Annotated in this window: 25 protein-coding genes and 1 riboswitch; of the genes, 12 read left to right on the forward strand and 13 right to left on the reverse strand. The window is 46.8% G+C overall.

The features are described from left to right. Positions 1 to 5: 5 nt before the first annotated feature. A complete protein-coding gene (locus tag ITJ88_RS14210; RefSeq protein WP_195866071.1) occupies positions 6 to 575 on the reverse strand; it encodes a hypothetical protein in 570 nt (189 codons plus the stop codon). Positions 576 to 825: 250 nt separating this feature from the next. On the opposite strand from ITJ88_RS14210, the gene ITJ88_RS14215 reads away from it, so the two are divergent. Next, positions 826 to 1,368, forward strand: a complete 543-nt coding sequence (locus ITJ88_RS14215) for an ECF transporter S component (protein ID WP_069940113.1) — start codon at positions 826 to 828, stop codon at positions 1,366 to 1,368. Between the two features lie 44 nt (positions 1,369 to 1,412). Here the strand turns inward: ITJ88_RS14215 and ITJ88_RS14220 are convergent, their stop codons facing one another. Next, positions 1,413 to 2,906: a malate:quinone oxidoreductase gene (locus ITJ88_RS14220; RefSeq protein WP_195866072.1), complete on the reverse strand. Its 1,494-nt coding sequence runs from the start codon at positions 2,904 to 2,906 to the stop codon at positions 1,413 to 1,415. A gap of 244 nt (positions 2,907 to 3,150) precedes the next feature. Here ITJ88_RS14220 and ITJ88_RS14225 point away from each other — a divergent pair, with 244 nt between their 5' ends. Further along, positions 3,151 to 4,680 carry a cryptochrome/photolyase family protein gene (locus tag ITJ88_RS14225; RefSeq protein ID WP_195866073.1) on the forward strand — a complete coding sequence of 510 codons (1,530 nt, stop codon included), beginning with the start codon at positions 3,151 to 3,153 and terminating at the stop codon, positions 4,678 to 4,680. A 40-nt stretch (positions 4,681 to 4,720) separates the two neighbouring features. Here ITJ88_RS14225 and ITJ88_RS14230 read toward each other — a convergent pair whose 3' ends face one another. Then, positions 4,721 to 6,088, reverse strand: coding sequence for an amino acid permease (locus tag ITJ88_RS14230; protein ID WP_195866074.1), 1,368 nt, complete (start codon positions 6,086 to 6,088; stop codon positions 4,721 to 4,723). A 160-nt stretch (positions 6,089 to 6,248) separates the two neighbouring features. After that, a riboswitch (glycine riboswitch) is annotated at positions 6,249 to 6,326 on the reverse strand. 209 nt (positions 6,327 to 6,535) lie between these two features. Here ITJ88_RS14230 and ITJ88_RS14235 point away from each other — a divergent pair. Both ITJ88_RS14235 and ITJ88_RS14240 read left to right on the forward strand, forming a co-directional pair. Then, the gene (locus ITJ88_RS14235) at positions 6,536 to 7,075 is read left to right on the forward strand and encodes a histidine phosphatase family protein (protein ID WP_195866075.1); all 540 of its coding nucleotides are present in this window, start codon (positions 6,536 to 6,538) and stop codon (positions 7,073 to 7,075) included. Positions 7,076 to 7,253: 178 nt separating this feature from the next. Next, complete coding sequence (locus tag ITJ88_RS14240; protein ID WP_195866076.1) at positions 7,254 to 8,477, forward strand: MFS transporter; 1,224 nt, start codon at positions 7,254 to 7,256, stop codon at positions 8,475 to 8,477. A 40-nt stretch (positions 8,478 to 8,517) separates the two neighbouring features. On the opposite strand, the gene ITJ88_RS14245 is transcribed toward ITJ88_RS14240, so the two are convergent. Beyond that, entirely contained in the window at positions 8,518 to 9,039 is a 522-nt protein-coding gene (locus ITJ88_RS14245) for an NUDIX hydrolase (RefSeq protein WP_195866077.1), read from the reverse strand. A gap of 18 nt (positions 9,040 to 9,057) precedes the next feature. Next, entirely contained in the window at positions 9,058 to 9,552 is a 495-nt protein-coding gene (locus ITJ88_RS14250) for an LURP-one-related/scramblase family protein (RefSeq protein ID WP_195866078.1), read from the reverse strand. 142 nt (positions 9,553 to 9,694) lie between these two features. Between ITJ88_RS14250 and ITJ88_RS14255 the strand changes: the two genes are divergently transcribed. The 4 genes from ITJ88_RS14255 to ITJ88_RS14270 all read left to right on the forward strand — a co-directional run bounded on the left by ITJ88_RS14255 (position 9,695) and on the right by ITJ88_RS14270 (position 13,747). Beyond that, positions 9,695 to 11,302, forward strand: a complete 1,608-nt coding sequence (locus tag ITJ88_RS14255) for an FMN-binding glutamate synthase family protein (RefSeq protein ID WP_195866079.1) — start codon at positions 9,695 to 9,697, stop codon at positions 11,300 to 11,302. A 107-nt stretch (positions 11,303 to 11,409) separates the two neighbouring features. Further along, positions 11,410 to 12,408, forward strand: a complete 999-nt coding sequence (locus tag ITJ88_RS14260) for a tRNA dihydrouridine synthase (RefSeq protein ID WP_195866080.1) — start codon at positions 11,410 to 11,412, stop codon at positions 12,406 to 12,408. A gap of 55 nt (positions 12,409 to 12,463) precedes the next feature. Then, positions 12,464 to 12,955 carry a MerR family transcriptional regulator gene (locus tag ITJ88_RS14265; RefSeq protein ID WP_195866081.1) on the forward strand — a complete coding sequence of 164 codons (492 nt, stop codon included), beginning with the start codon at positions 12,464 to 12,466 and terminating at the stop codon, positions 12,953 to 12,955. A gap of 60 nt (positions 12,956 to 13,015) precedes the next feature. Continuing rightward, positions 13,016 to 13,747, forward strand: a complete 732-nt coding sequence (locus ITJ88_RS14270; RefSeq protein WP_195866082.1) for an SDR family oxidoreductase — start codon at positions 13,016 to 13,018, stop codon at positions 13,745 to 13,747. A gap of 51 nt (positions 13,748 to 13,798) precedes the next feature. On the opposite strand, the gene ITJ88_RS14275 is transcribed toward ITJ88_RS14270, so the two are convergent. From ITJ88_RS14275 to ITJ88_RS14295, 5 genes are all read right to left on the reverse strand, one after another. Continuing rightward, positions 13,799 to 14,320 (reverse strand): SF0329 family protein, encoded by a 522-nt coding sequence (locus tag ITJ88_RS14275; protein WP_195866083.1) that lies wholly within the window; start codon positions 14,318 to 14,320, stop codon positions 13,799 to 13,801. A 31-nt stretch (positions 14,321 to 14,351) separates the two neighbouring features. Then, entirely contained in the window at positions 14,352 to 17,111 is a 2,760-nt protein-coding gene (locus tag ITJ88_RS14280; protein WP_195866084.1) for a glycoside hydrolase family 3 protein, read from the reverse strand. Positions 17,112 to 17,127: 16 nt separating this feature from the next. Then, on the reverse strand, positions 17,128 to 18,192 hold the full coding sequence (locus ITJ88_RS14285; RefSeq protein WP_195866085.1) for an alpha/beta hydrolase: 1,065 nt from the start codon (positions 18,190 to 18,192) through the stop codon (positions 17,128 to 17,130). A gap of 191 nt (positions 18,193 to 18,383) precedes the next feature. After that, a complete protein-coding gene (locus ITJ88_RS14290; protein ID WP_035395462.1) occupies positions 18,384 to 19,571 on the reverse strand; it encodes a DUF4317 domain-containing protein in 1,188 nt (395 codons plus the stop codon). Positions 19,572 to 19,653: 82 nt separating this feature from the next. Beyond that, the gene (locus tag ITJ88_RS14295; protein WP_023469832.1) at positions 19,654 to 19,851 is read right to left on the reverse strand and encodes a hypothetical protein; all 198 of its coding nucleotides are present in this window, start codon (positions 19,849 to 19,851) and stop codon (positions 19,654 to 19,656) included. Between the two features lie 192 nt (positions 19,852 to 20,043). Here ITJ88_RS14295 and ITJ88_RS14300 point away from each other — a divergent pair, with 192 nt between their 5' ends. The 4 genes from ITJ88_RS14300 (at position 20,044) to ITJ88_RS14315 (ending at position 21,630) form a co-directional block, all read left to right on the forward strand. Next, positions 20,044 to 20,664 carry an HNH endonuclease family protein gene (locus ITJ88_RS14300; RefSeq protein ID WP_370567840.1) on the forward strand — a complete coding sequence of 207 codons (621 nt, stop codon included), beginning with the start codon at positions 20,044 to 20,046 and terminating at the stop codon, positions 20,662 to 20,664. A 15-nt stretch (positions 20,665 to 20,679) separates the two neighbouring features. Then, entirely contained in the window at positions 20,680 to 20,919 is a 240-nt protein-coding gene (locus ITJ88_RS14305) for a hypothetical protein (RefSeq protein WP_195866087.1), read from the forward strand. Positions 20,920 to 21,075: 156 nt separating this feature from the next. Beyond that, positions 21,076 to 21,228, forward strand: coding sequence for a hypothetical protein (locus ITJ88_RS14310; RefSeq protein ID WP_195866088.1), 153 nt, complete (start codon positions 21,076 to 21,078; stop codon positions 21,226 to 21,228). Between the two features lie 27 nt (positions 21,229 to 21,255). Further along, positions 21,256 to 21,630 carry a hypothetical protein gene (locus tag ITJ88_RS14315; protein WP_058713706.1) on the forward strand — a complete coding sequence of 125 codons (375 nt, stop codon included), beginning with the start codon at positions 21,256 to 21,258 and terminating at the stop codon, positions 21,628 to 21,630. A 1-nt stretch (position 21,631) separates the two neighbouring features. Here ITJ88_RS14315 and ITJ88_RS14320 read toward each other — a convergent pair whose 3' ends face one another. The 3 genes from ITJ88_RS14320 to ITJ88_RS14330 form a co-directional block, all read right to left on the reverse strand. After that, positions 21,632 to 22,108, reverse strand: coding sequence for a GNAT family N-acetyltransferase (locus tag ITJ88_RS14320; protein WP_195866089.1), 477 nt, complete (start codon positions 22,106 to 22,108; stop codon positions 21,632 to 21,634). Positions 22,109 to 22,133: 25 nt separating this feature from the next. Further along, the gene (locus tag ITJ88_RS14325; protein WP_195866090.1) at positions 22,134 to 22,892 is read right to left on the reverse strand and encodes a hypothetical protein; all 759 of its coding nucleotides are present in this window, start codon (positions 22,890 to 22,892) and stop codon (positions 22,134 to 22,136) included. 172 nt (positions 22,893 to 23,064) lie between these two features. Then, positions 23,065 to 24,360, reverse strand: coding sequence for an AbiJ-related protein (locus tag ITJ88_RS14330; protein ID WP_195866091.1), 1,296 nt, complete (start codon positions 24,358 to 24,360; stop codon positions 23,065 to 23,067). Positions 24,361 to 24,463: the final 103 nt, after the last annotated feature.

Raw genomic sequence — 24,463 nt, forward strand, 5'->3', positions numbered from 1 at the left:
CTATTTCAATAGTAGATTTCACCAACGGATGAACAATGAAATTCTTTTGTGATGTGGTGCTTTGTTAAGATGCCTTGCTTCGCGTATGTACCACTGACCGTTACGACCATCGTTTGTCCTGCATCGATTCGGGTACCATCGAATCCTTTCTGTGTCCAAATGCCATCATTGATGCCTTGAGACGTCATCGAAAAGACATCAGAGAACCATTGTCGCTCACTTCGCTTCAAAAGTTCGGTTTCGAAATTTCCCGTAATCCGAACTTCTTTTCCACCTTGTGTGCGTTCAAGTGCTCGTTGACCATCTCCATAAATACTCAATTGAACTCGTAGCGGCTTCAACCGTTTGACTACTCGTTCCTGAAAACGTTTTGGCGAAATCCAGTCCTCGTCTGCGAATTGATTTGCTGCAAGCAACGTGACGTCCGCATTTTCATGTGATCGATTTATTTTCTGCACGATTTTCTCATATGCCGCGTAATAATGTTCGTGTTGTGTCATCTGATCCTTTGCCTCCGATGTGACTGGTGACAACGAAGCAAGTATGACAACGACTGTCGCGATCTGATATTTCATTAACTTCCCCTTCCTTTCGCTGTTCATTGTACAGAAAAAACAAAAAGTAGATTCGAAAACGACAACCGTTTTGGAGATTTTTTCATTCAAGATTATATGAATAGATTAAACTCTTCTGGAATTAAGAACAGATAAAGATTTGTATTTAAAACTGACCCCTATAAATAATTCAAAGTTGACACTTTTGACTAGTCCAGTCATCTGATAGATTAAAGCTATCTTAAAATCTATCATAAAGAAGGTTAGCCACATGCAAAAAGCAGCACCGTATTCTAGCACTCGTACTCGCCAACTCGTCATCACTGCGATGTCGATCGCACTAGTTCTCGTTGCGACACTATTCATCAATATCAAACTGCCAATCGCTTCAAGCGGTGGTCTCGTTCATATGGGAACAGCGATGCTCTTTCTCATCGCGATTTTATTCGGTCCACGGACAGCACTGATTGCCGGAGCAATCGGCATGGGATTATTTGATCTTATCAGTGGATGGACACTCTGGGCTCCATTTACAATCGTAGCTCGAGGACTCCAAGGATATATTGTCGGGCGTATCGCCTGGTCTTCGCGATACAAAGGAGACAATCCAGGCTTAAATATTTTCGCAATGATTGTTTCTGCTCCCGTCATGCTTGCTGTTTACTATGTTTGTGAAGGTATCCTTTACAGCAACTGGGTCGCACCAGTCGCTTCAATTCCAGGAAACATCACACAAAACGTCGTCGGAATCCTCGTTGCGATTCCAGTCGGGATTGCATTAAAGAAAACACGTTTCTTCCGTAACTTCCGCTAAATCAAAACACCGTCCGGCTCCTTTTGGAGTCGGACGGTTTTCGTTTAGCGAATCGGTTGACCTTGTTCAAGCTCAAGCGTTTTGGCTGTTTCGGCATGGATCTGTTCGAACAGCTCCGGATGTTCGACGAGTGAGATTCCGTAAGACGGAATCATCTCCTTGATTTTTGCTTCCCACGTCGGTAGTTCGGACGGGAAACATTTCGCGAGTACTTCGAGCATGACCGGTACCGCTGTTGAGGCACCTGGAGACGCACCGAGTAAGGCAGCGACAGACCCATCTGCTGCACTGACGACCTCTGTTCCGAACTGGAGTGTCCCTTTTCCTTGTGGTGTGTCCTTGATGACTTGGACACGTTGACCAGCGACGACGACATCCCAGTCTTCTGTCTTCGCATTCGGGATGAACTCACGTAATTCGTTCATCCGTTGTTCCGTCGACAAGAGGACTTGTTCGATCAGATACTTCGTCAATCCCATCTCTTTTGCTCCCGCAGCAAGCATCGTCAAGACGTTGTTCGGTTTGACGGACGCGATCAAATCAAGATTCGATCCTGTCTTAAGGAACTTCGGTGAGAAGCCAGCAAACGGTCCGAAGAGGAGTGATTTCTTCCCATCGATGTATCGTGTATCCAAGTGCGGTACTGACATCGGTGGTGCTCCGACTTTCGCTTTTCCGTAGACTTTCGCATGGTGCTGTTCGATGATCTCAGGATTTTTACAGACGAGGAACAGACCACTGACCGGAAAGCCACCGATTTGCTTCGATTCCTCGATGCCTGTTTTTTGGAGCAACGGTAGACTACCACCGCCACCCCCGATGAAGACGAACTGCGCCGTATGATGCTCAATCCGGTGATCGCGCTCATTCTTCACTTTGACTTCCCAACCACCGTCAACACGCTTCAAATCCTCGACACCGTGCTGATAGTTGATTGCTACATCGTGTTGTGCGAGATATTCAAACAGGATTCGTGTCAACGCACCAAAGTTGACGTCCGTTCCTGAATCGATTTTTGTCGCAGCGATCGGCTCTGGTGACGTCCGACCGTTCATGATGAGTGGAATCCACTCGGCTAATTTCGCTGGATCCTCTGAATATTCCATTCCTGCAAACAACGGATTCGCTGATAGCGCTTCCAATCGTTTTTTCAGGAATTCGACGTTTTCCGTTCCTTCAACCATGCTCATATGTGGAATCGGCATGATGAATTCTTTCGGATTCGGCAAGACACCTTCCTTGACGAGATGCGACCAGAATTGACGTGACAGTTGGAACTGTTCGTTTACTTTGACCGCTTTACTGATATCGATCGAACCATCGGCATTTTCCGTCGTATAGTTCAGTTCGCATAGTGCGGCGTGACCTGTTCCTGCATTGTTCCACTCGTTCGAGCTCTCTTCCCCAGCACTCGCGAGTTTCTCGAATACCTTGATGTTGATCTCAGGCGCGAGTTCTTTTAATAAGACCCCTAACGTCGCGCTCATGACTCCGGCACCAATTAAAATAACATCTGTTTTTTTAGGCATACTGCTCATGATATCCTTCCTATCCCCGTTGATATTATGGACTACCTGTCATGAAAAACTTCCCCCTCATGACGACAACTTACCTTTCCATTATAACCCTATCATAGCTTGCACAGAAAGGAACTTCTTTTACATTCAGAAATGTGTAAAAGCGACGATTCAGGTAAGAAGATTTTCGTCAGCCAGCATACAATCAGGCATGACTTTGACGAAAAACGGTAATCATATAACGAAAGTAAAAGGAGGAACACTCATGGCGACACGCTGGATATTCGGCAATCAATTGAATCACGATCTCCCTTTATTGAAGGAAGCAAACAAACAAGACGACGTCATCCTGATGGTCGAAGCGACCTCACGCTCCAAGTGGAAGACGTACCATAGACAAAAACTTGTCCTCGTCTTCTCAGCGATGCGACATTTTGCGGAAGAACTGCGCGAAAAAGGCTTCACTGTCGATTACCGGGAAGCCGATTCATTTGATCAGGCATTCAAGGCACACCGGAAAGATCATGATCCGGATCATGTATTCTATACGGCGATCACGGACGAACCGATGCGAAAGGCGATGCACAAGTGGCAAGACGCTTTACCGAAGAAGATCACAGTCGAGGTCTGTTCTGACGTACCATTGTTTTTACTGACACAGGAAGAAGCGATCGAAGCAATCGGCGACAAGCCCTACAAGATGGACCGTTTTTATCGCAAACTGCGCAAGGAACGAAACGTTCTCATGAACGGCTCCAAACCGATTGGTGGAAAGTGGTCGTTTGACGCCGAGAACCGGAAACCGGCGAAGTCCGGGACGACGTTTCCGGATCCAATTCAGTTTCGTCCTGATCGCATCACAAAGGATGTCATCGACAAGGTCGAGCGTGATTTTTCTGATCATCCGGGAGCACTTGATTCCTTCCATTGGCCGGTCACGCGCAAGGAAGCGACGCGGGCTCTTCATCGTTTCATCGAAGAACGACTCGAGACGTTCGGAACGTATCAAGACGCCATGCTGACCGGCGAAGATACGTTATCGCATTCGCTCTTATCAGCAGCAATCAATCTCGGCTTGCTGACACCGGAAGAGGTCATTCGTCAAGTTGAAGCCGCCCTCGAAGATCAAGATGCTCCGCTCAATGCGGTCGAAGGTTTTATTCGACAAATCCTCGGCTGGCGCGAGTACATGCGTGCCGTCTACCTAGCCGAGATGCCGGACTATGCTTCCGTCAATGCGCTACGTCACGAAGCGGATCTACCGGACTTTTTCTGGACCGGGAAGACGAACATGAACTGTGTCGCTGAATCGCTACGTCCTGTCGTCGAACATGCCCATAATCACCATATTCAACGCTTGATGGTGCTCGGGAACTTCGCTAATCTGTTTGCGATCTCGCCGCAACAGACGGCAGATTGGTTCAACGAGATGTACATCGATGCCTACGACTGGGTCGTCTTACCGAACGTCCTCGGGATGGCGCTTCATGCTGATGGAGGGACGTTATCGACGAAACCGTACATCGCTTCGGCGAATTACATCCATAAGATGAGTGATTATTGCAAGGGATGTCCGTTCCATCAAAAGGACATGCTTGGAGAGGACGCTTGTCCGTTTAACGCCTTGTACTGGGATTTCATCGACCGGCATGAAAAACACTTCGCTGATAATCAGCGGATGTCGATGATGTACCGGCAATGGGGAAAGCGCGATGCGGACAGCAAACGTGACATTCGAAAGAAAGCGAAAGCACTCCGGAAACAGTTACAGGACGGTGCTTTTGACACACCATAAAACAAGCCGGTCGGATTAGATCCGACCGGCTTGTTTTGGCTTACGCACTTTTTTGTTCAGCGGCTTGTTGTTTCTTTTTCCGGAGGTGGTACAGTCCGAATAGTCCGAGGAACCAGACTGGTGTCAGCAACAAGGCAGGACGTGTATCGTCAGCAAACAGCATGACGACGAGAATGACCGCAAACAATCCGAGCACGAGGTAATTGACGAGTGGTGTCAATGGTGCCTTGAATGTCGATGCCGCATGTAATTCCGGATTTTGTTTTTTGTACCGAAGATGACAGACGAGGATGACACCCCAGACCCAGATGAAACAGATCGCACTGATTGTCGTGACGATGCTGAATGCTTGCCCCGGTAACAGTTTACTGAGCAAGGCACCGACTGAGACGACGATCGTCGAGACGAACAAGGCGTTTGCCGGAACATGGTTTTTGTTCAACCTCGAGAACTTTTTCGATGCTTGCTGTTGATTTCCCAGGTTATACAGAATCCGGCTCGTCGAGAACATTCCGCTGTTACATGCAGAAGCAGCAGATGTCAGTACGACGAAGTTGATGATTCCTGCTGCGAGCGGAATCCCGATCAGACTAAACGTCTTGACGAACGGACTTTCTGTCGCACTTAATCCTGTCCATGGATTGATCATCAAGAGGACGAGTAAGGCACCGACATAGAAGAATAAGATCCGAAGCGGAATCTTATTGATCGCGGACGGAATGTTCTTTTTCGGATCCGCTGTTTCTGCTGCCGATACCCCAACGAGCTCGACGCCGACATAGGCAAAGACGACCATTTGGAACGATAGCAGGAATCCAGAAATCCCGTTTGGCATCCATCCGTCATGTGACCAGAGGTTCGACACGGTTACGGGACCAGCGTCTGTTTTAAAACCGATCGCGAGCAGAACGATTCCGACACCAATCAAGGCAAGGATCGTCACGACCTTGATCAAGGCAAACCAAAACTCGAGTTCACCGAACAATTTAACCGTTAATAAGTTAAAACCAAGTAAAATCAAGAGAGCAAGAACGGCTGGAATCCATTGCGGGATATCAAACCAATACTTGACGTACACACCGACGGCAATGATGTCCGCCATCGCTGTCATGATCCAACAGAACCAGTACGTCCAACCGGTCACGAATGCGGCACGTGGTCCGAGATAATCTTCTGCGATATCCGTGAGTGACTGATAACCTGCTTTTGACAATAACAATTCCCCAAGTGCGCGCATGACGAAGAAGATCGCGATCCCGACGAGTAAGTAGGCAAAAATGATCGATGGGCCGGCGAGTTGGATCGCTTTACCTGATCCTAAAAACAAACCCGTTCCGATTGTTCCACCAATAGCAATCAACTGTACATGACGATTCGATAAATCCCGTTTTAATCCTTGCTGTTCCAAACCTGAACTCCTCCTTGTGATGGTTTCTCTACGCTTCAGACCGTTCTGTCGGTCCTGAAAAAGAAAAAAAGAGACTGGACGAATGTCCAATCTCAACAAAATCAAAGGAATAACCCATACACGCCACTACGACATTCCATGAATGCCCGTCGCTGCATGTGATTACTCTTCTGTCCGTTTGCCTGAGATTGTGAACCCTTCGGCGCCGTGTCGACACGGTCTCTCCAGAAGCTGCTCCTGCCATAGTGTGACCCATGACAATCATAGCTTTCTCTTTATTTGATTATCCGATGCGTCGCTGCATCGATGAATTGTTTCTAATTCTAGTAATCTCTAAAGCGTTTGTCAACGTCTTTTTCAAAATGATTTTTCAATCTATGAAAAGGACTTTACCATCTTTTCCAGAAATCATACAGCACCACTTGATCACGAAAGGATGGAATATTCATGTCGACGATTTACTTGGTTCGCCACTGTGAAACGACTGGTCAAGCACCGGAAGCCCCGTTAACACCTCGTGGAGAAGAACAGGCGCAACGACTGTGTACGCAGTTATTTGAGCTTCCGATCACACATCTTATTTCGAGTCCGTATCGCCGAGCGCTCGACTCGATTCAACCACTTGCGACTGCGCTGAAACTACCCGTTGCACAAGAAGATGACTTAAAAGAACGACGGTTAAGTGCCGTTCCACTTGACGATTGGCAGGATCACCTTCGTCGAACGTTCATCGATCCCGACTATACGTGTCCTGGTGGTGAATCTAGCCGGATAGCAACTAAGCGCATCAAGCGTGTCGTTGAAAAAGCTTTGCAACAGCATGACGGAGCCATTCTCGTGACGCACGGGAATCTGTTATCTTTATATCTGCATTCGATCGATCCAACGTTCGGATTCGAAGAAAGTTTACAGCTGAAGAATCCGGATATTTTTAAGGTGACACGTGTTCAAGAACAAACAGTCATCGAACACTTGGAAGCTTTTTGAAAATCTATTCATTTTAGGCATATGACTTGATATAATCTATTCTTTTTACTTATGAAAAGCATAAGAACTATCTATTTTACTTCCCTTCGGAACGGCTTTATATTGAATGAATTGATAATAAAGTTAAGTAGTTTTCGATTCATGTATGAAGCGGAACTTCAGAAAAGAAGGGATTTTTATGTCTACCACAAAAAAAGGCTATTTCATGATGATCGTCCTCTGGTTCGCCTATGCGACCTTCGCCATGAACTGGGTTGCGGGTTCATCATTGACGCCACAAATCACGGCGCATTTCTTCGGTAATCAGACCGTTGACCCGCTCATCTCACAACTCGTCAACTATTCGATCACGACGGCGCGTGTCTTCGCGAATATTCTTGCCGCGCTCATCTTGATGAAGCTCGGTCCGAAAAAAGCACCGTTGCTCGCACTCTTGTTCCTGATGATGTCGATCGTCGCCATCTATCTGCCGAACTACTGGGCGTATACGGTCGCTCGCATGGTCATGGGACTCGGTGGTTCAATGGTTATCGTCTACATGAACCCGGTCGTGACACGTTACGTTCAAGACCCAGCTGAAAAATTACGGATCAACGCCTTCAATACCGTCTCCTATAACGTCGGTGCATTCGTCGTGTCACTCTTGTTCACCTTGTTCGCTGATCAATTCGTCAGTGATTGGAAATTGACGTTGACGATCTTCGCGAGTCTGACAGCGATTCTCTTCTTCGCATGGTGGATCGGTAGTGAGTCGTTCGAGTTGAACGATGCTACGGACGCGGACGAAGCACCTTACGGTTACGGAGATGCTGTCCGCGATCCATTCCTCTGGAAATATGCGGTTGCCTTCGGCGGTTTCTTGACGCTCTATATCTTATCGCTCGTTGGCTTGAAACCTGTGTTCGATACGTACACGCAGTTGAACGGTTCGCTCGTCAACCTGTTGGTCTCAGGTGCTGGAATCGTCGGTACGTTCGTCGGTCTACGGATCGGTAACAAAGGAACACCTCGTAAACCGATTTTGTTGATCAGCGGGACAGTCATGATCGCGAGTTTCCTCGTCACGGTCTTGTTCGGAAACATCTCGCCGCTCGTTTCATATGTCTTTGCGTTCATTTCCGGATTTGCGATGTACATCCAGTATCCGATCTTCATGAACTTGGCACACGAACGAAAAGGGATGACACCGCAAAAGATCACTGTCTTGTTTGGTCTCTTCTGGGCGATCGCTTATGCGACGCAGACGATCTTTACGATCATTTGGAGTTACGCACTCGGACATGCGGGATATACGGTCTCAATGATCGTCTTCTTCCTCTGCTGTTCCGTGTATCTGTTCTTCACGTTCTTCTTACCAGAAACAAAACCAAAACGGACGAATGCACTTCGAAAATCTGCCTAATCCACCAATAAGCCCTTCCGGATCACGGAAGGGCTTATTTTTATGCTTCGTTATGCGCGCCGTAACTATGGCGAAGGGCAAACAACAGTCGAATCAACGATTCATGGTAGCCGATGAACCAGCCTTCTTCGATCCCGTTGACGATGGCTTCTTCTGTCATCCAAGCGACGCGTTGGACTTCTTCTTCCTGCAGCGTCAGCGTCGTCAAATCCACTTCCTGCTCGACGAGATAATAATCGTCAAAACCGATCTCAAACGGAATCGTCAGATGGGGACGGATGCCTGTGAAATCGATATCGAGTCCAAGCTCTTCCGACAGTTCCCGTTGCGCTGCCATCTGACTCGTATCCCCGCTGATCGCACTGCCTCCGACCGTCAGATCCCACATGTTCGGCCAACCGGATTTGAACGGTTGCCGTTGTTGGACGAGCATCTCTCCTTTGGCGTTAAAGACACAGACGTGAATCGTCATGTGATAATCGCCGGCTGTATGTGGCGTTCCCCGTGTCCAGAGCCGTCCTGTTTTCTTACGATCCGCTGTGTATACGTCCCACTGTTCCATCCTAAATCATTCCCCTTTTTAATCAATGAAAGACGTAGAGTTCGAACTTTCCTCCGCCTTGACGCAATCAATCGCGACGACGAGGGCGATCAACAATTCTTCCATCGCTTCATCGTCGACTTCAATCATGTACTGATCGGTCCAAGAAATCCACTTCTTCTGCACGCGACCTATCCGTTGCCCTTGTTGTAAGACCTCAAAATCAACATCCCACCAGTCGCCCGTCACTTCGAATTGATCCGAGTTGATCGTATAGCGGTCCTTGAAGAACGTGAACTCTTTAATAATTTCAAACGATTGCCCTGCTGCTTCGACATAAAAGACCGGTCGGAAACTAAACGTTTTCTTCTCGATTTCGGCGACGACTTCTCCGTTTCGGTTCGTTACGGTAAAGGTCTTCGGTAATTTCATAAAACTGCCCTCGATGTGATAGGCGTCGTGCCCTGCCTCGTCTTGAATCGAGAATCGTCCACGTAAACTGAACGCTTTTTCTTTCATATAAAGTGTATGCATACCGGTCTCCTCCTTTAGTGTATAGTCTCATTTACGCGATCATCGATGGAAAAGATTCAATATCTGGAAATTCTCGTTTGTTTCCGAACTTTCAGTGGTATCAACTTACATACCACGAATCTACGGGAAAGAAGGAATTTTGATGTCTATCGATACGATTGTTCTCTTCATTTTACTCACCATCGCCCTGTTGATCATCCTTGTCCCACCGCTTCTCTTTTGGCACGTCTGGCGCGCTGATCGTCGTCAGCAAGAACACGCGGTCCTGCGCAACTTCCCTGTCCTCGGAAAGATGCGTTACATCCTCGAAAACATGGGACCGGAACTTCGTCAATACTTATTTCTCAACAATAACGAAGGAAAACCCTTCTCCCGCAATGAATACAAGACGGCTGTCCTTTCCGGCAAATACCAAAGTCGGATTCTCGGTTTTGGATCGGAACGTGATTTTGAAGAAGCTGGGTTTTATGTACAAAACGCCCTCTTTCCAACGAATCGAAATGAACTACGCATCGATCAATCCGAACGTGTGGATACGCACATCTATCAAATCGACCGTGACGAACTATTTACACGTAAGGAACATCTCGTTGCCAAGCAAATTTCACCGTATCTCTTGAAAATGGAGGATGCACCGGTCATTGGCGCGACGACGTGTCGACATCCCTATCAAATCCAAGGATTGATCGGTCAATCAGCGATGAGTTTTGGCGCACTCGGTGACCGGGCGATCACTGCGCTCTCGATTGGGCTCGGTCGCGCTAAAGGGAGCTGGATGAATACCGGTGAAGGTGGGCTATCCGATTTTCATCTCAAGGGGGACGTCGACATCATCTGTCAGATTGGTCCCGGTCTGTTCGGTGTCCGGACGGAGGACGGTGACTTTTCGTTCGATGAGTTCCAGAAAAAAAGTGAGTTGCCGCAAGTCAAAGCCTTCGAACTCAAGCTCGCTCAAGGAGCTAAGACACGCGGTGGTCATCTCGAAGGATCAAAGGTAACAGAAGAGATTGCCTCCGTCCGGAAGGTCAAAGCGGGTGTCGGGATTGATAGTCCGAACCGCTTCAATGAATTCGGAACGCCTGAGAAGATGCTCGACTGGGTCGAACGTCTACGCGAAGTTGGCGGCAAACCGGTTGGGATCAAAGTCGTCGTCGGTAATCTTGAAGACATGCGGCAGTTGATTGCTTATATGAAAGAATCCGGACGTCATCCGGACTTCATGACGGTCGATGGGGGCGAAGGGGGAACAGGTGCGACGTTCCAGGAACTCGCGGATGCTGCCGGTCTACCACTCTTTTCCGCCTTACCGTTCGTCCATCAACTCCTGACGGAAGCCGGTTTACGCGACAAGGTAAAAGTGTTCGCGTCCGGTAAGCTGATCAGTGCCGATAAGATTGCGATCGCTCTCGCCCTCGGTGCCGACTTCGTCAATATCGCACGTGGGCTGATGTTTAATGTCGGCTGTATCCAAGCGCAAGTTTGTCATACGAATCACTGTCCGGTCGGTGTCGCGACGACCGATCCGAAGCTGCAAAAAGCGCTGATTGTCGACGAAAAAAGTTTCCGCGTGACGAACTACATCATCTCGTTACGAGAGGGTCTTTATAACCTGACGGCGGCAGCAGGACTCGTCTCGCCGACGGAACTTCGACCCGAACACGTTATCTATAAGGATGAAGCCGGACACCTGATTCCGGGATCGGACTGGATGGCACGGCATATGATGGATCGCTCTCTTTCCTCACGGTAACGAATAGCACTCACTTGCACTTTTTAGCCAGAGCGCTTAAAGTGTATAGTTGATGAAATTCTTTAACCACACATGTGCATTACCTTAAGGAAAGGGTTTAATATACTATGAAAAAGAACTTTTGGCAGGACTTACCACGACCATTTTTCGTCTTAGCACCGATGGAAGACGTCACCGACGTCGTCTTCCGCCACGTCGTCGCGAAAGCGGCGCGTCCGGACGTCTTCTTCACGGAATTCACGAATACAGAAAGCTATTGTCATCCGAAAGGCAAGCAGAGCGTCCGCGGACGTCTCGAGTTCACGGAGGATGAACAACCAATGGTTGCTCACATCTGGGGCGACAAACCGGAATATTTCCGCGAAATGAGCATCGGCATGGCAGAGATGGGCTTTAGCGGAATCGACATCAACATGGGCTGTCCCGTCCATAACGTTGCTGTGAACGGTAAAGGCTCCGGTTTAATCAATCGTCCGGAAGTCGCAGCTGAACTGATCCAAGCTGCAAAAGCAGGCGGTCTCCCGGTCAGCGTCAAAACGCGTCTCGGCTATACGAAAGTCGAAGAGTGGCACGATTGGTTGCGCCACATCCTCGAGCAAGATATCGCGAACCTCTCGATTCACCTTCGGACACGTAAAGAGATGAGCGCCGTTCCAGCGCACTTCGAATTGATTCCGGAAATCAAGAAGTTACGCGATGAGATCGCACCACAGACGTTACTGACGATCAACGGGGATATCAACGATCGCCAACACGGTCTTGAACTCGTTGAGAAATACGGTGTCGACGGCGTCATGATCGGTCGCGGGATCTTCCACAATCCGTTTGCGTTCGAAGTCGAGAAAAAAGAACATTCGAGCCAAGAACTCCTCGATTTGTTACGTCTGCAGCTCGATCTGCACGATCATTACTCGGCTCAATTCGAGCCACGTCTCTTCAAACCATTACGCCGGTTCTTCAAGATTTACGTCCGCGGATTCCGCGGTGCGAGTGAACTGCGGGTCAAATTGATGGAGACGAACTCAACGGATGAAGTGCGTGCTTTACTCGACGCCTTCGTTGAAGAAGAAGGGATTCACGAGGTCAACTCGTTTTCAATTTCATGATACGTAAAAGAGAAGTCGAATACGACTTCTCTTTTTTGGACAGGAGGACTAACGAATGAGTATGCGCATTGGTGAAGTAGCAGAACGGATGGGAATTTCAACTTCCGCGATTCGGTTTTATGATCGCAAAGGGTTACTTCCGTTCGTCGATCGTGATGAGCACGGGCGACGGCAGTTCAAGGAAAATGATTTCAATTATATTGAAACAATCGATTGTCTGAAACGGAGCGGTGTGCCGATTAAAACGATTGCGACGTTTATTGAATTATGTATGCAAGGCGATGCCTCTCTTTGTCAGAGATATGACTATTTGGATGAAGAAGAACGACATCTACAAGCAAAAATCGAGGAATTACAAGCGCAACAAGCGTTTCTTCGCTTCAAGAAGTGGTACTACAAAACAGCCATCGAAGCTGGAACCGAATCACTTCACTTCATACCTGGCACCACTCTGTTCCAACCGGATCTTCAAGAACAATTCGAGCGTCTTTTGGCAGCAGGACAGTCCATCGATGCTCTGACTCATCTTGATGAGCAAAGGGGTTGACTTAAACTAAGGTTTAACCGATAAAGTCGAGATAATCATACAGAAAGAAGGGATTATCTCATGAATAAACCATTAGTCGTCATTACAGGTGCAAGCTCGGGATTCGGTGCTGAAATTGCCAAACGTTTTAACAAGGAAGGGTTTCCGCTCTTATTACTTGGAAGACGTCTTGAGAAAATGGAGCAACTTCCACTCGATTTTGAGCATGTCCTTCTTAAACAAGTCGACGTGACAGATCTTACTGCTTTTAAATCTGCTGTTCGGGAAGCAGAAGAACGTTATGGAAAAACCGATCTTCTCATCAATAATGCCGGTGTCATGTTGCTCGGTAACATCGAGACGCAACAACCTGAGGAATGGCAGACGATGCTCGACACGAATGTCCGAGGTGTGTTGAACGGGATGCAAATCGTGCTTGAGGATATGAAAAATCGTCAGCATGGGACGATCCTCAACATGTCCTCCATTGCCGGCTTCAAAGCGTTTGTGAATCATGCTGCTTACGTTGCAAGTAAGTTTGGTGTCCATGGAGCAACGGAAACGATTCGCCAAGAAGTCGCCGAACACAATGTTCGGGTTTCTCTCGTCTCTCCTGGATATGCAGAAACAGAATTACTGCACCATGTCACGAATGAAGCACTTGTCTCAGGAATTGAAGATTGGAAGTCAACGATTGGTGGTATCACGCTTGATCCACGTCATGTGGCGGATACGGTTTTCTTCATCTACTCTATGCCGCAAGACGTCACTGTACGTGAAGTTGCGTTAGCGATCACGAAACAAACACCATGATCCTAGAACAAAGCACGCCTCCTCGACTTGAGGAAGCGTGCTTTTTTCGTATCACCAGCGTTCGACGGTTTGCCGCGTGTCTGCACACCATTGTTCAAAGTCAGACTGATGCGTCAGCGATAAGAAACGTCGTTTGCCGAGTCGCCGATCGAGCCGTGCGATGCCGCGGATGAAAGGATGTGGATGAACAAGCGCTTGTTCGAACGCGAGGTTCGGGTACTGCAACAAGTCCTGTTGGATTTCGTAGTTCGCTACGTATCCGTCCTGTTTGACCTGTCGTTCGATCTCCGTCGATAACGCATGCGACTGTTTCAACCAGTCGGACTGCCATAATTCTCGGAAGGATGCTTCTGGTTTATCCGGTAACTGTGTAGCTTGTAACGCATAACGCCGCTCCACTTCCCGTTCGAATCGAAAGTCGTCTGCTCCGAGAATCTCTTCTCCGTCAAACGTCATCCAGACGCGACTAGGACTGTCTTGAATCCGGTAGACGGCTGCATGAAAAGCAATCCGTCCCTGTAACGACGGGGCGAGCAGTGGCTCGACCCGTTTTTGGATGATGGAAAACTGCACGCAATCCGTCCTTTCCGTCCGGCTAATCTAATCAGCCGTTCTTCATATGAAACGATTCCGCCAGCGTAAACGTCAACTCTTTTAACTCGAGACCACCGAGTGCAAAGTAGAGTTTTAAATAGTTGTGTGGGTTGAAGACGAAGACGTCCTTCGTCTGACTGACCCACTCGCCGTTCGTTCCATTGAAGGTGAAGGTCGCGACCGGCATATTGTTCGCAAACAACGTCACCGGCATTTGCGCCAGTTCACCAGCGTTCGAACGTGCCGTCAACGTGACCTGATACATCCCTGTCTCTTCCGCCGTGACAGCGAAGACATGACTGCTACCTGTCGTCGTCACGACGTCCGTTAACGGGAAGGCATCTCCACTGACGAGGCGTTGGTGCGAGACCGCTTGCTCTTCGAGCGTCTCCTCTTCGACCGGTGCCCCGAGAACTTCGACCGGTGGCACCGTTCCCATCACACGGTCCATGACCGGTGACCGGAGTAAGAACTGACAGATATTCGCGGCACTCCGCAGTAACTCGGAACGTCGAAGTGTTCCGTCAGCGAGAGCCATCAACGTATCATCCTCGAACGGATTCGTTCCCGGTTCGCCGACGACCATGTAGAGATCGTTTTGCGAACGGACCATCGTCGCCGTTTGTTGACGGTTTGCTTCCAAACCTTCGGCGTTGATTTTCGCCCACCAGTCCGTCATGACGATTCCGTCAAAGCCCCACTCATCGCGCAAGATGCGTGTGTTCTGATCATATAAGCCGGCAGTCCAGATCCCATTGACGGCACCATACGTCGTCATGATCGAGTAGGCTTTCCCGTCTTTGACGGCCATCTCAAACCCTTTCAGGTACAACTCACGTAACGCCCGTTCTGATACGATCGAATCCAGATCATGCCGATGGAATTCTTGGTTGTTGGCACTGAAGTGTTTCAACGTTCCCGTCACACCAACACGGTGCATGCCGTCGAGTTGTGCCACTGCCATTTTTCCAGTCAGATACGAATCTTCCGAGAAATACTCGAAGTTCCGTCCATTGAGTGGATGGCGGTGAAGGTTCATCCCGGGTCCAAGCAACGTATCAATCTCGTTCTTCCGTAACTCAAGACCGGTCATCTCAAATAGATCGGCAATCAATGTTGTGTTAAACGTCGAGGCAAGCAACGTTCCGTTCGGTAACGAGAAGGCTTTCGTCCCGATGTCCATCCGGATTCCGGACGGACCATCCGCGCAACAGCCTGCTGGAATGCCGAGTGCTTCGAGTTCTGTCGTCACGCCACCGAAGGCGCCCGCTGTTCCTGGTGTGACGCGCGGTGAGTTCATCCCTTCCCCCCGGACGATCGCTGCGAGATCCGCATCTGTCAATTGATCGAGGAACGTCTCGAGCGTGACCCGTCCTTCTTTGACGTCGCGTAACTTCCAACCGGCATCTTCCGTCTGCGTCCGTTCAACAGGACGCTCCTGTTGACGACGTTGTTCCGGATCGATCGTCCGTAGTGGTGTCGCTTCATACGTCACCGTATATCCCGTTTCGGTCGCTTGTGGTTTGATACGTTCAAACGCCGTCACCGGTGCCATGTTCTCCGTTAAGACGTCCGTGACGTCAAGCGTCTCGACGGAATGGCTTGCGACTGGAACCGCTGACCGGACGTCCGTTCCGAGATAGAGCTGATACGTGCCAGGTTCGACGACATAAGACGATTTATGCCCGGTGACGCCACTATCGTCATAACTCGCAAATGAGGTGAACGGTACGACGAGTGTGAGAGATTCTTGCTCGCCTGGTGCGAGTTCTTTTGTCTTGCCGAACGTAACAAGTTGACGCGTCGGGTTCCCGAGTTGTCCTTGTGGTTTCTCTAGATAACCTTGTACGACTTCCTTCCCGCGCATCTGACTGGTATTCGTCACCGTCGCTGTAACCGTCCAAGCATCAGCTGACGTCGTCACGTCTGTCGTCAGGTCGAACGACGTATACGATAATCCATACCCGAACGGATACAAGACCGCTTCCGGTGCGAACGTCTCGAAGTAACGGTACCCGACATAGATGTCTTCTTGATACAACGCGCGATCGGCATGACCGAAGTATGGTGTCGACGGATAATCATCGAGTGAACGGACGATCGTATCCGGTAGTTTCCCAGACGGCGAGACGCGGCCGAGCAAGAGATCACTCAGTCCGGTTCCCCCTTCCATTCCTCCTTGCCACGCGTAGAGGACAGCACTTGGCGCCGTCTCTTCGACCCAGCGCATATCGATAATGTTACCGACGTTCAAGACGACAACGGTCTGTTTGAAGTGTGTCGTCACGAGTTGGAGCATCACCTGTTCCGTCTCCGTTAAAAAATAACTCCCTGGATCCGCTGTATTGTCGCGGTCTTCCCCAGCCGTACGACCAATCATGATCAAGGCAACATCGGAGTCAAGCGCTGCTTGCTGAACGAGTGTCGCGTCAAGCGGCATCTCTTCTTGCGACCACGGCTCGGCCGCCCAGCCTTCACCTTGGTCAAACGGATGGTCTTCAAGCCAGTTCTCGTACGCCTTGAGGACGTCTGCATTCAGCGTCACGTCTTCGCGTAGCATATCGAGCGGACTGACGACGTTCGTAACGTTGACCATCCCGCCTGATCCCGTTCCACTTTTATAGTAGTTGAACTGATTACGTCCGAAGACAGCGACCGTTGATGCGGGTTGCAACGGGAGTACACCATCATTTTGTAAGAGGACCGCCCCTTCCGCGACGGTTTGTCGTGCGAGTTTTGTATAGGCTTGCCAATCGAGTGTGTATGTCATACGTCATCCACCTTTGTTAGTTAGTTTGAGAAAAGAGTCGTTTTAAGTCTTTCGCGATTTCGTCTAAGCTGTCTTCGGCTTGCGGATACAGACCGAGTTTATCAAGAAAGGCATGTTCCATCCCGCGGTACTGGAGATAACGAGTCTTGACGCCGGCGCGCGCCAGTTTTTTCGCATACGCTTCCCCTTCAAGACGTAAGTAATCAAACTCTCCTGTAATGACGAGTGCCTCTGGTAGATTGTCGAGCGTCGCGAACAACGGAGAGATCCGTCGATCCTTCGAATCACTTGCTTGAACGTACCATTGCTCGAGGACACCCTCTTCATCTTGAAGCGACAAAATGATCCGTTCGAGTAACTGCGGTTCCGTTTGTCGGTCATACGCTTCAAGCGTCCAGTCATATTCCGAATTCGGATGTTCACCGACATTGACGACCGGATAATACAAGACTTGATAGCGGATATACGGCGTCGGACGCTCGCGGTCGAGTAAACAACAGACCGTCGCTAAGTTCCCACCGGCACTGTCACCGGCGACAGCGATTGCGCCTGGATCAATCCCAAGTCGATCAGCGTGTTCGACTGCCCAATCGATCGATGCATGACAATCCTCAAGTCCTGTCGGAAACGGATGCTCTGGCGCCAATCGATAGCCGACCGACAAGACAGCGACGTTCCCTTTATCGGCTAATGCCTTACATGGATTCTCGACCGTCTCGAGCGTGCCCCCGAAAAAACCACCGCCATGGAAATAGACGACAAGCGGGAGCGGACGCGCCGCTTCCGGACGATACAACCGTGCTTCGATTGTGGTATCGGGTCTTGGAATCGCAAAGACGTCCGTTGAAATCTGTCGGGTCGTCACGTCTTCGTTGTTCCACCCCATGCCGGCACGCGCCAGTTCGACGGGCGACGCCCCTTCTGGAATCGAGACCGATGGACGCTGCGTGAGGACGACCTCATGGACACGCGGATCGAGTGTTCCCGGAGTCGAGACGTCAGGAATCGGCTTATCGACGATCTCAAGACCGTCTTGATGGATGGATGAACGATTTCGTAACGTTCGCAGTAAATCTTGCATCGATGCGGTAGACAAGTGGATCGCTTCCTTTCTTATCAAATGGTTATCGAAAGCGCTTTCGATAACAGTTAAAAAAATTTCGAATGCCTCTTTTTCAAAAAAGAGACCGCTTACATCACAATATACCTGTCTTTGACAGGAGAAGCAAATATTTCACCTAAAAAAATCAGCGCAGTCGCCTGCGCTGATCCTCATCGTAATTGTTCTTGTGAAACGATCGTAAAACCATCAATGACCGTGTCTTCCTCGACCTCGATCAACAGGCATCGTTTCCCTTGGTAGTTGACTTGTTTGACGTACTTCAAGTCTTGCGGACTGATCGCGATGTTCGCGACCTTCGTATTGATTTTAATCGATTTCGCTTCATAGTTCGGGACGATGTTACTCGCTTTCATCTCGTATGTCGGATCGTCAACAACCGTCTTGAACGCCCGTTCGACCTGCTCCGTGCTGACATCTTCGACACCACTTGCCTTGAGGACACGCTCGACTTCCTGAACGTCAAGCATCGGTACTTCTTCCTCATCCTGATCCTCTTCGACGACGATCAACTGGTTAATGTTTTCATAGACACCGGCTAACGTCTTCGTATCCATCGATTCACCGACGACTGATTTGACGATTTCCTCGAAGATCGCTTTATCCTCATCTGCCGTGACGATCGGTTGACCGTTCAAGACGTTTTCAAGGAAGCCAAAATCCGGTTTATTCGGCTTGCCCGCCGCATACAAGACGTGATTGACGTCTGCTGCATTGTCGGTGAAGGTCGGGAAGAGGAATCCACCGATCGGCGACGCTAGTTTGATGACCGGATTGATGAATAAGTTCGACTTGAATTCGCGTTCGACGAAATCAAAGACGAGTGATTGTTTCGGTAACTCCGTTAAGTTAAGACTACCGAGAATGAACGGTGTCGTATAGACGTCGTCATTCGGATCGATCTCTGTCTCATCTGCTTGGCGCTTCGTCGTTTTATAGTATTGTCCGCGAATAAATGTGACGACAAGGTCGTTCTCGTACTGGACGTCCTGAACCATCTTCAACGCCATCGTCTGCATCTGTTCGACCCAGTCCTCCGGCTCTTCCGCATACAGTCCTTCGTAAAGGAGCTGTTGCGTATGACCCGTCTCCCCTTCTTCCGGATGCGTGAACTTGACCTCGAATAGCTTGACGTCGAGTTTTCCACCTAATACTTTTTTGAAGTTCGCGAGGAACAGTTCCTGTTGCTCCGGATCAAGCAATGGAAACGGTCGGGCTTCCTCATGATAGATTTCGCTCGTCTCTTTTCGGATATAGACGTTGTAGATTTCATGGATTTTTAGTAAATCAGCATCCATCTTGAAGTGACGACGGATGTCGGCGATGTCTTTTTTATTCATGCATACCAGCTCCTCAAATCATTAAAATCCTGCTTCCTGAAAAGCGTACCATATGCGAGATGACCCGACATCTTTTAGAAAATCAATGCGCACGGAATGAATACGCGCGTGTGACAGGATTAACGATCTCATATTCATATTCCTGGTGAGCAGCGCGAGCTTGCGCGATGCAATTATCTAGTTCTTTTGTGTTGAAATAACGTTGCGCTTCCGTCAACGTGCCACTTACGACTAAAAATACGCCGAACACGATTAACCATCCTCTAATTCGTTCGTTCATGATGTAGTCTCCTTTCTTCTCCACCTAAATCCTAACATCAGACCCTTCTATATAATGACAAAAGTTTAATTTTAATAACATTTACACGATATTCATTTTTTCCTAAATAAGTGATGCCATACTAAAAATTGTGAAGGGTGTCTTCACATCATCTCGTCTCATACATAGGAGGATTGACACGTGTTCAAAGCCATCAAGTCCATCGTCATCACTACGCTCGTCTGCCTGACCGCTTTCCAATTCGATACGACGTCCGTTTCCGCGTTACCATCGGGCATCTCATCGAAAGCGACGGCCCAGTCTCAACTCGATACCTTAACGGTTAAAACAGAAGGCAGCATGACTGGTTATTCGCGTGATTTGTTCCCGCACTGGAGCAGTCAAGGAGGCGGCTGTGATACACGACAAGTCGTCTTAAAACGTGACGCCGATTCATATGTCGGATCGTGCCCCGTTACATCCGGTTCTTGGTATAGTTACTATGACGGACTGACATTCACGAATCCGTCTGACCTCGACATCGATCACGTCGTACCGCTTGCGGAAGCATGGCGTTCAGGCGCAAGCAGCTGGACGACGACGACTCGTCAAGCGTTCGCAAACGATTTGACAGGTCCACAATTGATCGCTGTCTCTGCAAGCTCGAACCGTTCAAAAGGGGACCAGGATCCGTCGACATGGAAGCCGACACGTGCAGGTGCGAGCTGCGCCTACTCGAAGATGTGGATCAATACGAAGAGCCGCTGGAACCTCAGCTTACAGTCGAGTGAAAAAACCGCCTTACAAACGATGTTGAACACATGTACATACTAAAAAGGAGTCGATTTGATGGAAACGAAAACCTCTACTTTTACCGCCACACATGGTGTCATGACGCAAGAAGTCAGTGTCATCAGCGGTGAACTCGAACTCCGGACGACCTGTCAGGAGAACGGGACGTTGGAACTGAAGATTGCTTACGTCGGGGCGATAGACGTCTATACGTTACCCGGCAGTTACCGTGTCCATGACGTTCGGGATCATGACGTCATCCATCAGATGCTCGTCAATGTACTAGAGCGAACATAATGAAAAACAGATGCTGTCCAAGTTAATGGACGGCGTCTGTTTTCGTTCTGTATATTCAAAATCAGATTGTCATTATTTACTAAAGCATGTGTTTTATCTGACGTTCTATTCGGTATAGTGAAAACAACGTCATTATCCTTTCGGGAGGAATACTTCATGCGAAACGTTTTGATCCCAACCGGCGTCATCGTAAGTGGTGCAGGTCTCTATATGGCACTAGAAAGTCACGTGCCTGCGTTACTCGTTACGGGTATCATCATGCTATTTGGTTTCGGTATTGGTATCATCACAAAAGAAAAGTCGGAGTAATCTATAGGTACAGTCAGGGGGATAACTATGATTCAACAATTCATCAAGGAACAGCAGTCACACGCTACTATTGGCGGGTTTATCGCTAAGTCTGCCGACCCAATCCTCGCTCACGTCAATCCATCACGTTTACAAGAGAAAAATCTCGTGGTATTGATTCAAGCTGATCAATCAATTGTTGTCTCTTTCGCTAATCAGCAAGATCAGACAAATTGGACGCCACTATCACGAGAGCAGATTCATCAATCGAAAAGTCTACTCGCACCTAAGACATGCTATTTCAAAATTAAGCACGGTGAATATGCCGGAACCTATTTGATTTCACCAGATTTGATTGTGAATGATCAATTCAAGAGTGAGAAAGATTATTTAGAAGTTCTAACATCAACAACGAATAAGTGACTCATAAATGTTTTATCAAGACGATTTCGTCTTTAATCGGAACTCCCTTTTCATTGTAAAACGGGATTTCCGGTTTTATTTTGCGTGCAAGGTCCACGGCATTCGGAATTACCTGCGATATTGTATATCCCCGATGTTGATAGAAACGTATCGCATGCTCATTGTCATTTGTCGTAACGAGTGTCAGCAAGTTGCATTGTTGCTGTGTTGCCTTTTCCTCTACCACTTGCATCAATCGTGAACCGATTCCTTTGCCTTCTTCAAGACTATCCAGTGAAATGATTTCGCACGTCTGCGAAGAGATATGATAGGTGACAAGTCCAATGATTTCATGATCATCGTTAATGACATAAAATCCGTCTAAGAGACTGCAATCATGAACACCTGTAGACGTTACCATTTGTGAACTGCCCCAGTGCTTGGTAAAAAAGGCTTTGACCTGACTACGTGTTTCCTCTTCAATGACCTGAATAATCATTATGTCCTCCATTTATTTTTAATGTTTATTCTATGTAACGATTCCAAGTTAAATATTCATCTAAGTCTTTCCACGTTAATAGCGTATATGGAGTTCCCGCCTCTAATTTTATAGAGACATTTTCTGCTATCACTTTTATACGTTTAGCTGGATCGTCTCTTTTTCCTGCAGGATAAACAGCTACTTTATCAAATAATAATTCTCCATCTGCTTGTATTTCTGTCCTGAAATCTAACAAATCGATTTGATCTTTTGAAGGAATTTCTTTCCCTATCCAATCACATATTTCAAAAAGAGGATATCGATCCTTCGTCCATTGTTCAATGATTTCGATGACCTTAAGAATCATGAAATCACCTGATGGTAATTGATAACTAATCGCATCACCGGTCTTTAAATTTGTTTCAGCTATAAATCTCTTTGGTACTTTTTTAGCTTGTGGCTGCGGAGAGTTAAGTTTCTCCTTCAGTTTATAAAGGATGACTTCCCGTTTCTTTTTCAATTTAGGATCTTCTTCCCAACGATCAAGGTCAACACCACTATCAATGATACGCAATGCCTCAATTTTCACTTCATCTTGAAGTCTTCCTAATTTCCATTGTATTAATGCAAAAGATAACCAAAAAGCTGTAATTTCTTCATCGTCTATCTCATCTAGGTATTCTTCAATAACAACTTTCGTTGCTTCTTCATTCGTAAAGTTGTCGCCTAATAAATCCTTATATCTAAAGCTAATATCTTCTGCTATGTCATCAGACAATATCCCTACTCCCCAAGCTCCCATCTATTCTCCGCCTCCATGATTTTCATGTCCTTTTTATTAATCGAAATATTGACTTATAAAAAAAGCATCAAAGACATTTAGGATGTGTTTTGACGCTTCAGAATGATATTTATACGTTTACTTGTGATACGGTTCTCCGCAATAAATTAAAATGAGGTTTTTTGAATAAATTTTAATTATTTTTGCTTTCATAATTTAGGTATTCTAAAACAGTAGTAATTAAAGAAAGACACCGCTTATAAAAATAATCGTAATGTCTTTCATCATCAATATCTATTTTTGTAATCTCATGATGACGAATTCTAAAATTATTTCCAATAGTCGTAAGCTCAATAAATTCTTTATTAAATAAATCTTTGAATGGCTCTTTGTTACTACTTACATCTTCGATAATCTTACTTACGGATTTCTTCTTATCCAAAGTTGGCGAATAATACGTTTTTAATCTCTCAAAAGCATCCCAAATTTTTTCAACAGCAATATTAAAATTTTCTTTTTCATAATACTTATTTGCTTCCTTAAGTAACTCTTTTAAACCCGTTTCTTCGATTGATGTTAATTCGACACCTTTTATATAATGCTCCACACTATTTTCAACTTTACCGTTAACCAACTTTAAAGAAATATTGTTTAAATCGAAAATTGTATTAATCTCATTTATAAAGTTATCAGTACTATATCTCAAAAAAATTTCTATAGCATCTAACACGTAATACGGAAAATTAGATAAAATGAAATCTTTAAGATTATTTGTTTCTACATATTGTTTTTTATCGTTGAAAAATTTAGGGGTATAAAATTTCCCTAACTCTTGAAGAATGTTGTCACTTATCCATTGTTCAAATCGCCAGCCTGTTTCACTAACCGTACTTTCGATATAATCATACTTTTTAAATAAGGTATAAATCTGCAACCTTCCTTCTTTTTTAATACTTACTTGCATTTGTTTTTGTCGTATTTTTTGTTTATTTCTTTGAGAAAAAGGTGTAAATACTGCTTCATTTGGTTGGTATAATTTCCATCCGTACACATCACGATTAGATATTTTTTTTATACAATAAAGTTCGTATCCATCATGCTTCAACAATTTATTTACTTCGTCAAGAAACTCTTTCCAGTATCCTTTTTCATCTCTTACTACTGGATGAAATATTTCACAAATAAACTTTAAATACGTTTCATCGTCCCCGTTCTCTAATTGAAAACGTTCATCTTCAAATACCCATCCGTATGGGTAATCATCATTATTTATCGTATGTTGGCATATATCACCTTCTGCGTCTGAAAATCTAGCATCATAACTTGGTAAACTTTTTAAATCGTATATTCTTTTTAAAAAATCTAATTCTTCAATTCGTCCAAAATACGGATAAACAATTTGTTTCGTTTCAAAAAACTCAGATATAGTAATTCCATTTTGAAATAAATCAAAAATATCACGTTTTGTAAGCTCACTAATCCGATTCATAGCTTTTAATCAACTCCTTAATATAAAAAACTTCGTTATATGTAATATGTAAATGTAAATTATATGAGGATTTATAAAGCTACTTATTTTCATTTTTAATAAT

The sequence above is a fragment of the Exiguobacterium abrahamii genome (assembly GCF_015645365.1).
GTDB lineage: Bacteria > Bacillota > Bacilli > Exiguobacteriales > Exiguobacteriaceae > Exiguobacterium_A > Exiguobacterium_A abrahamii.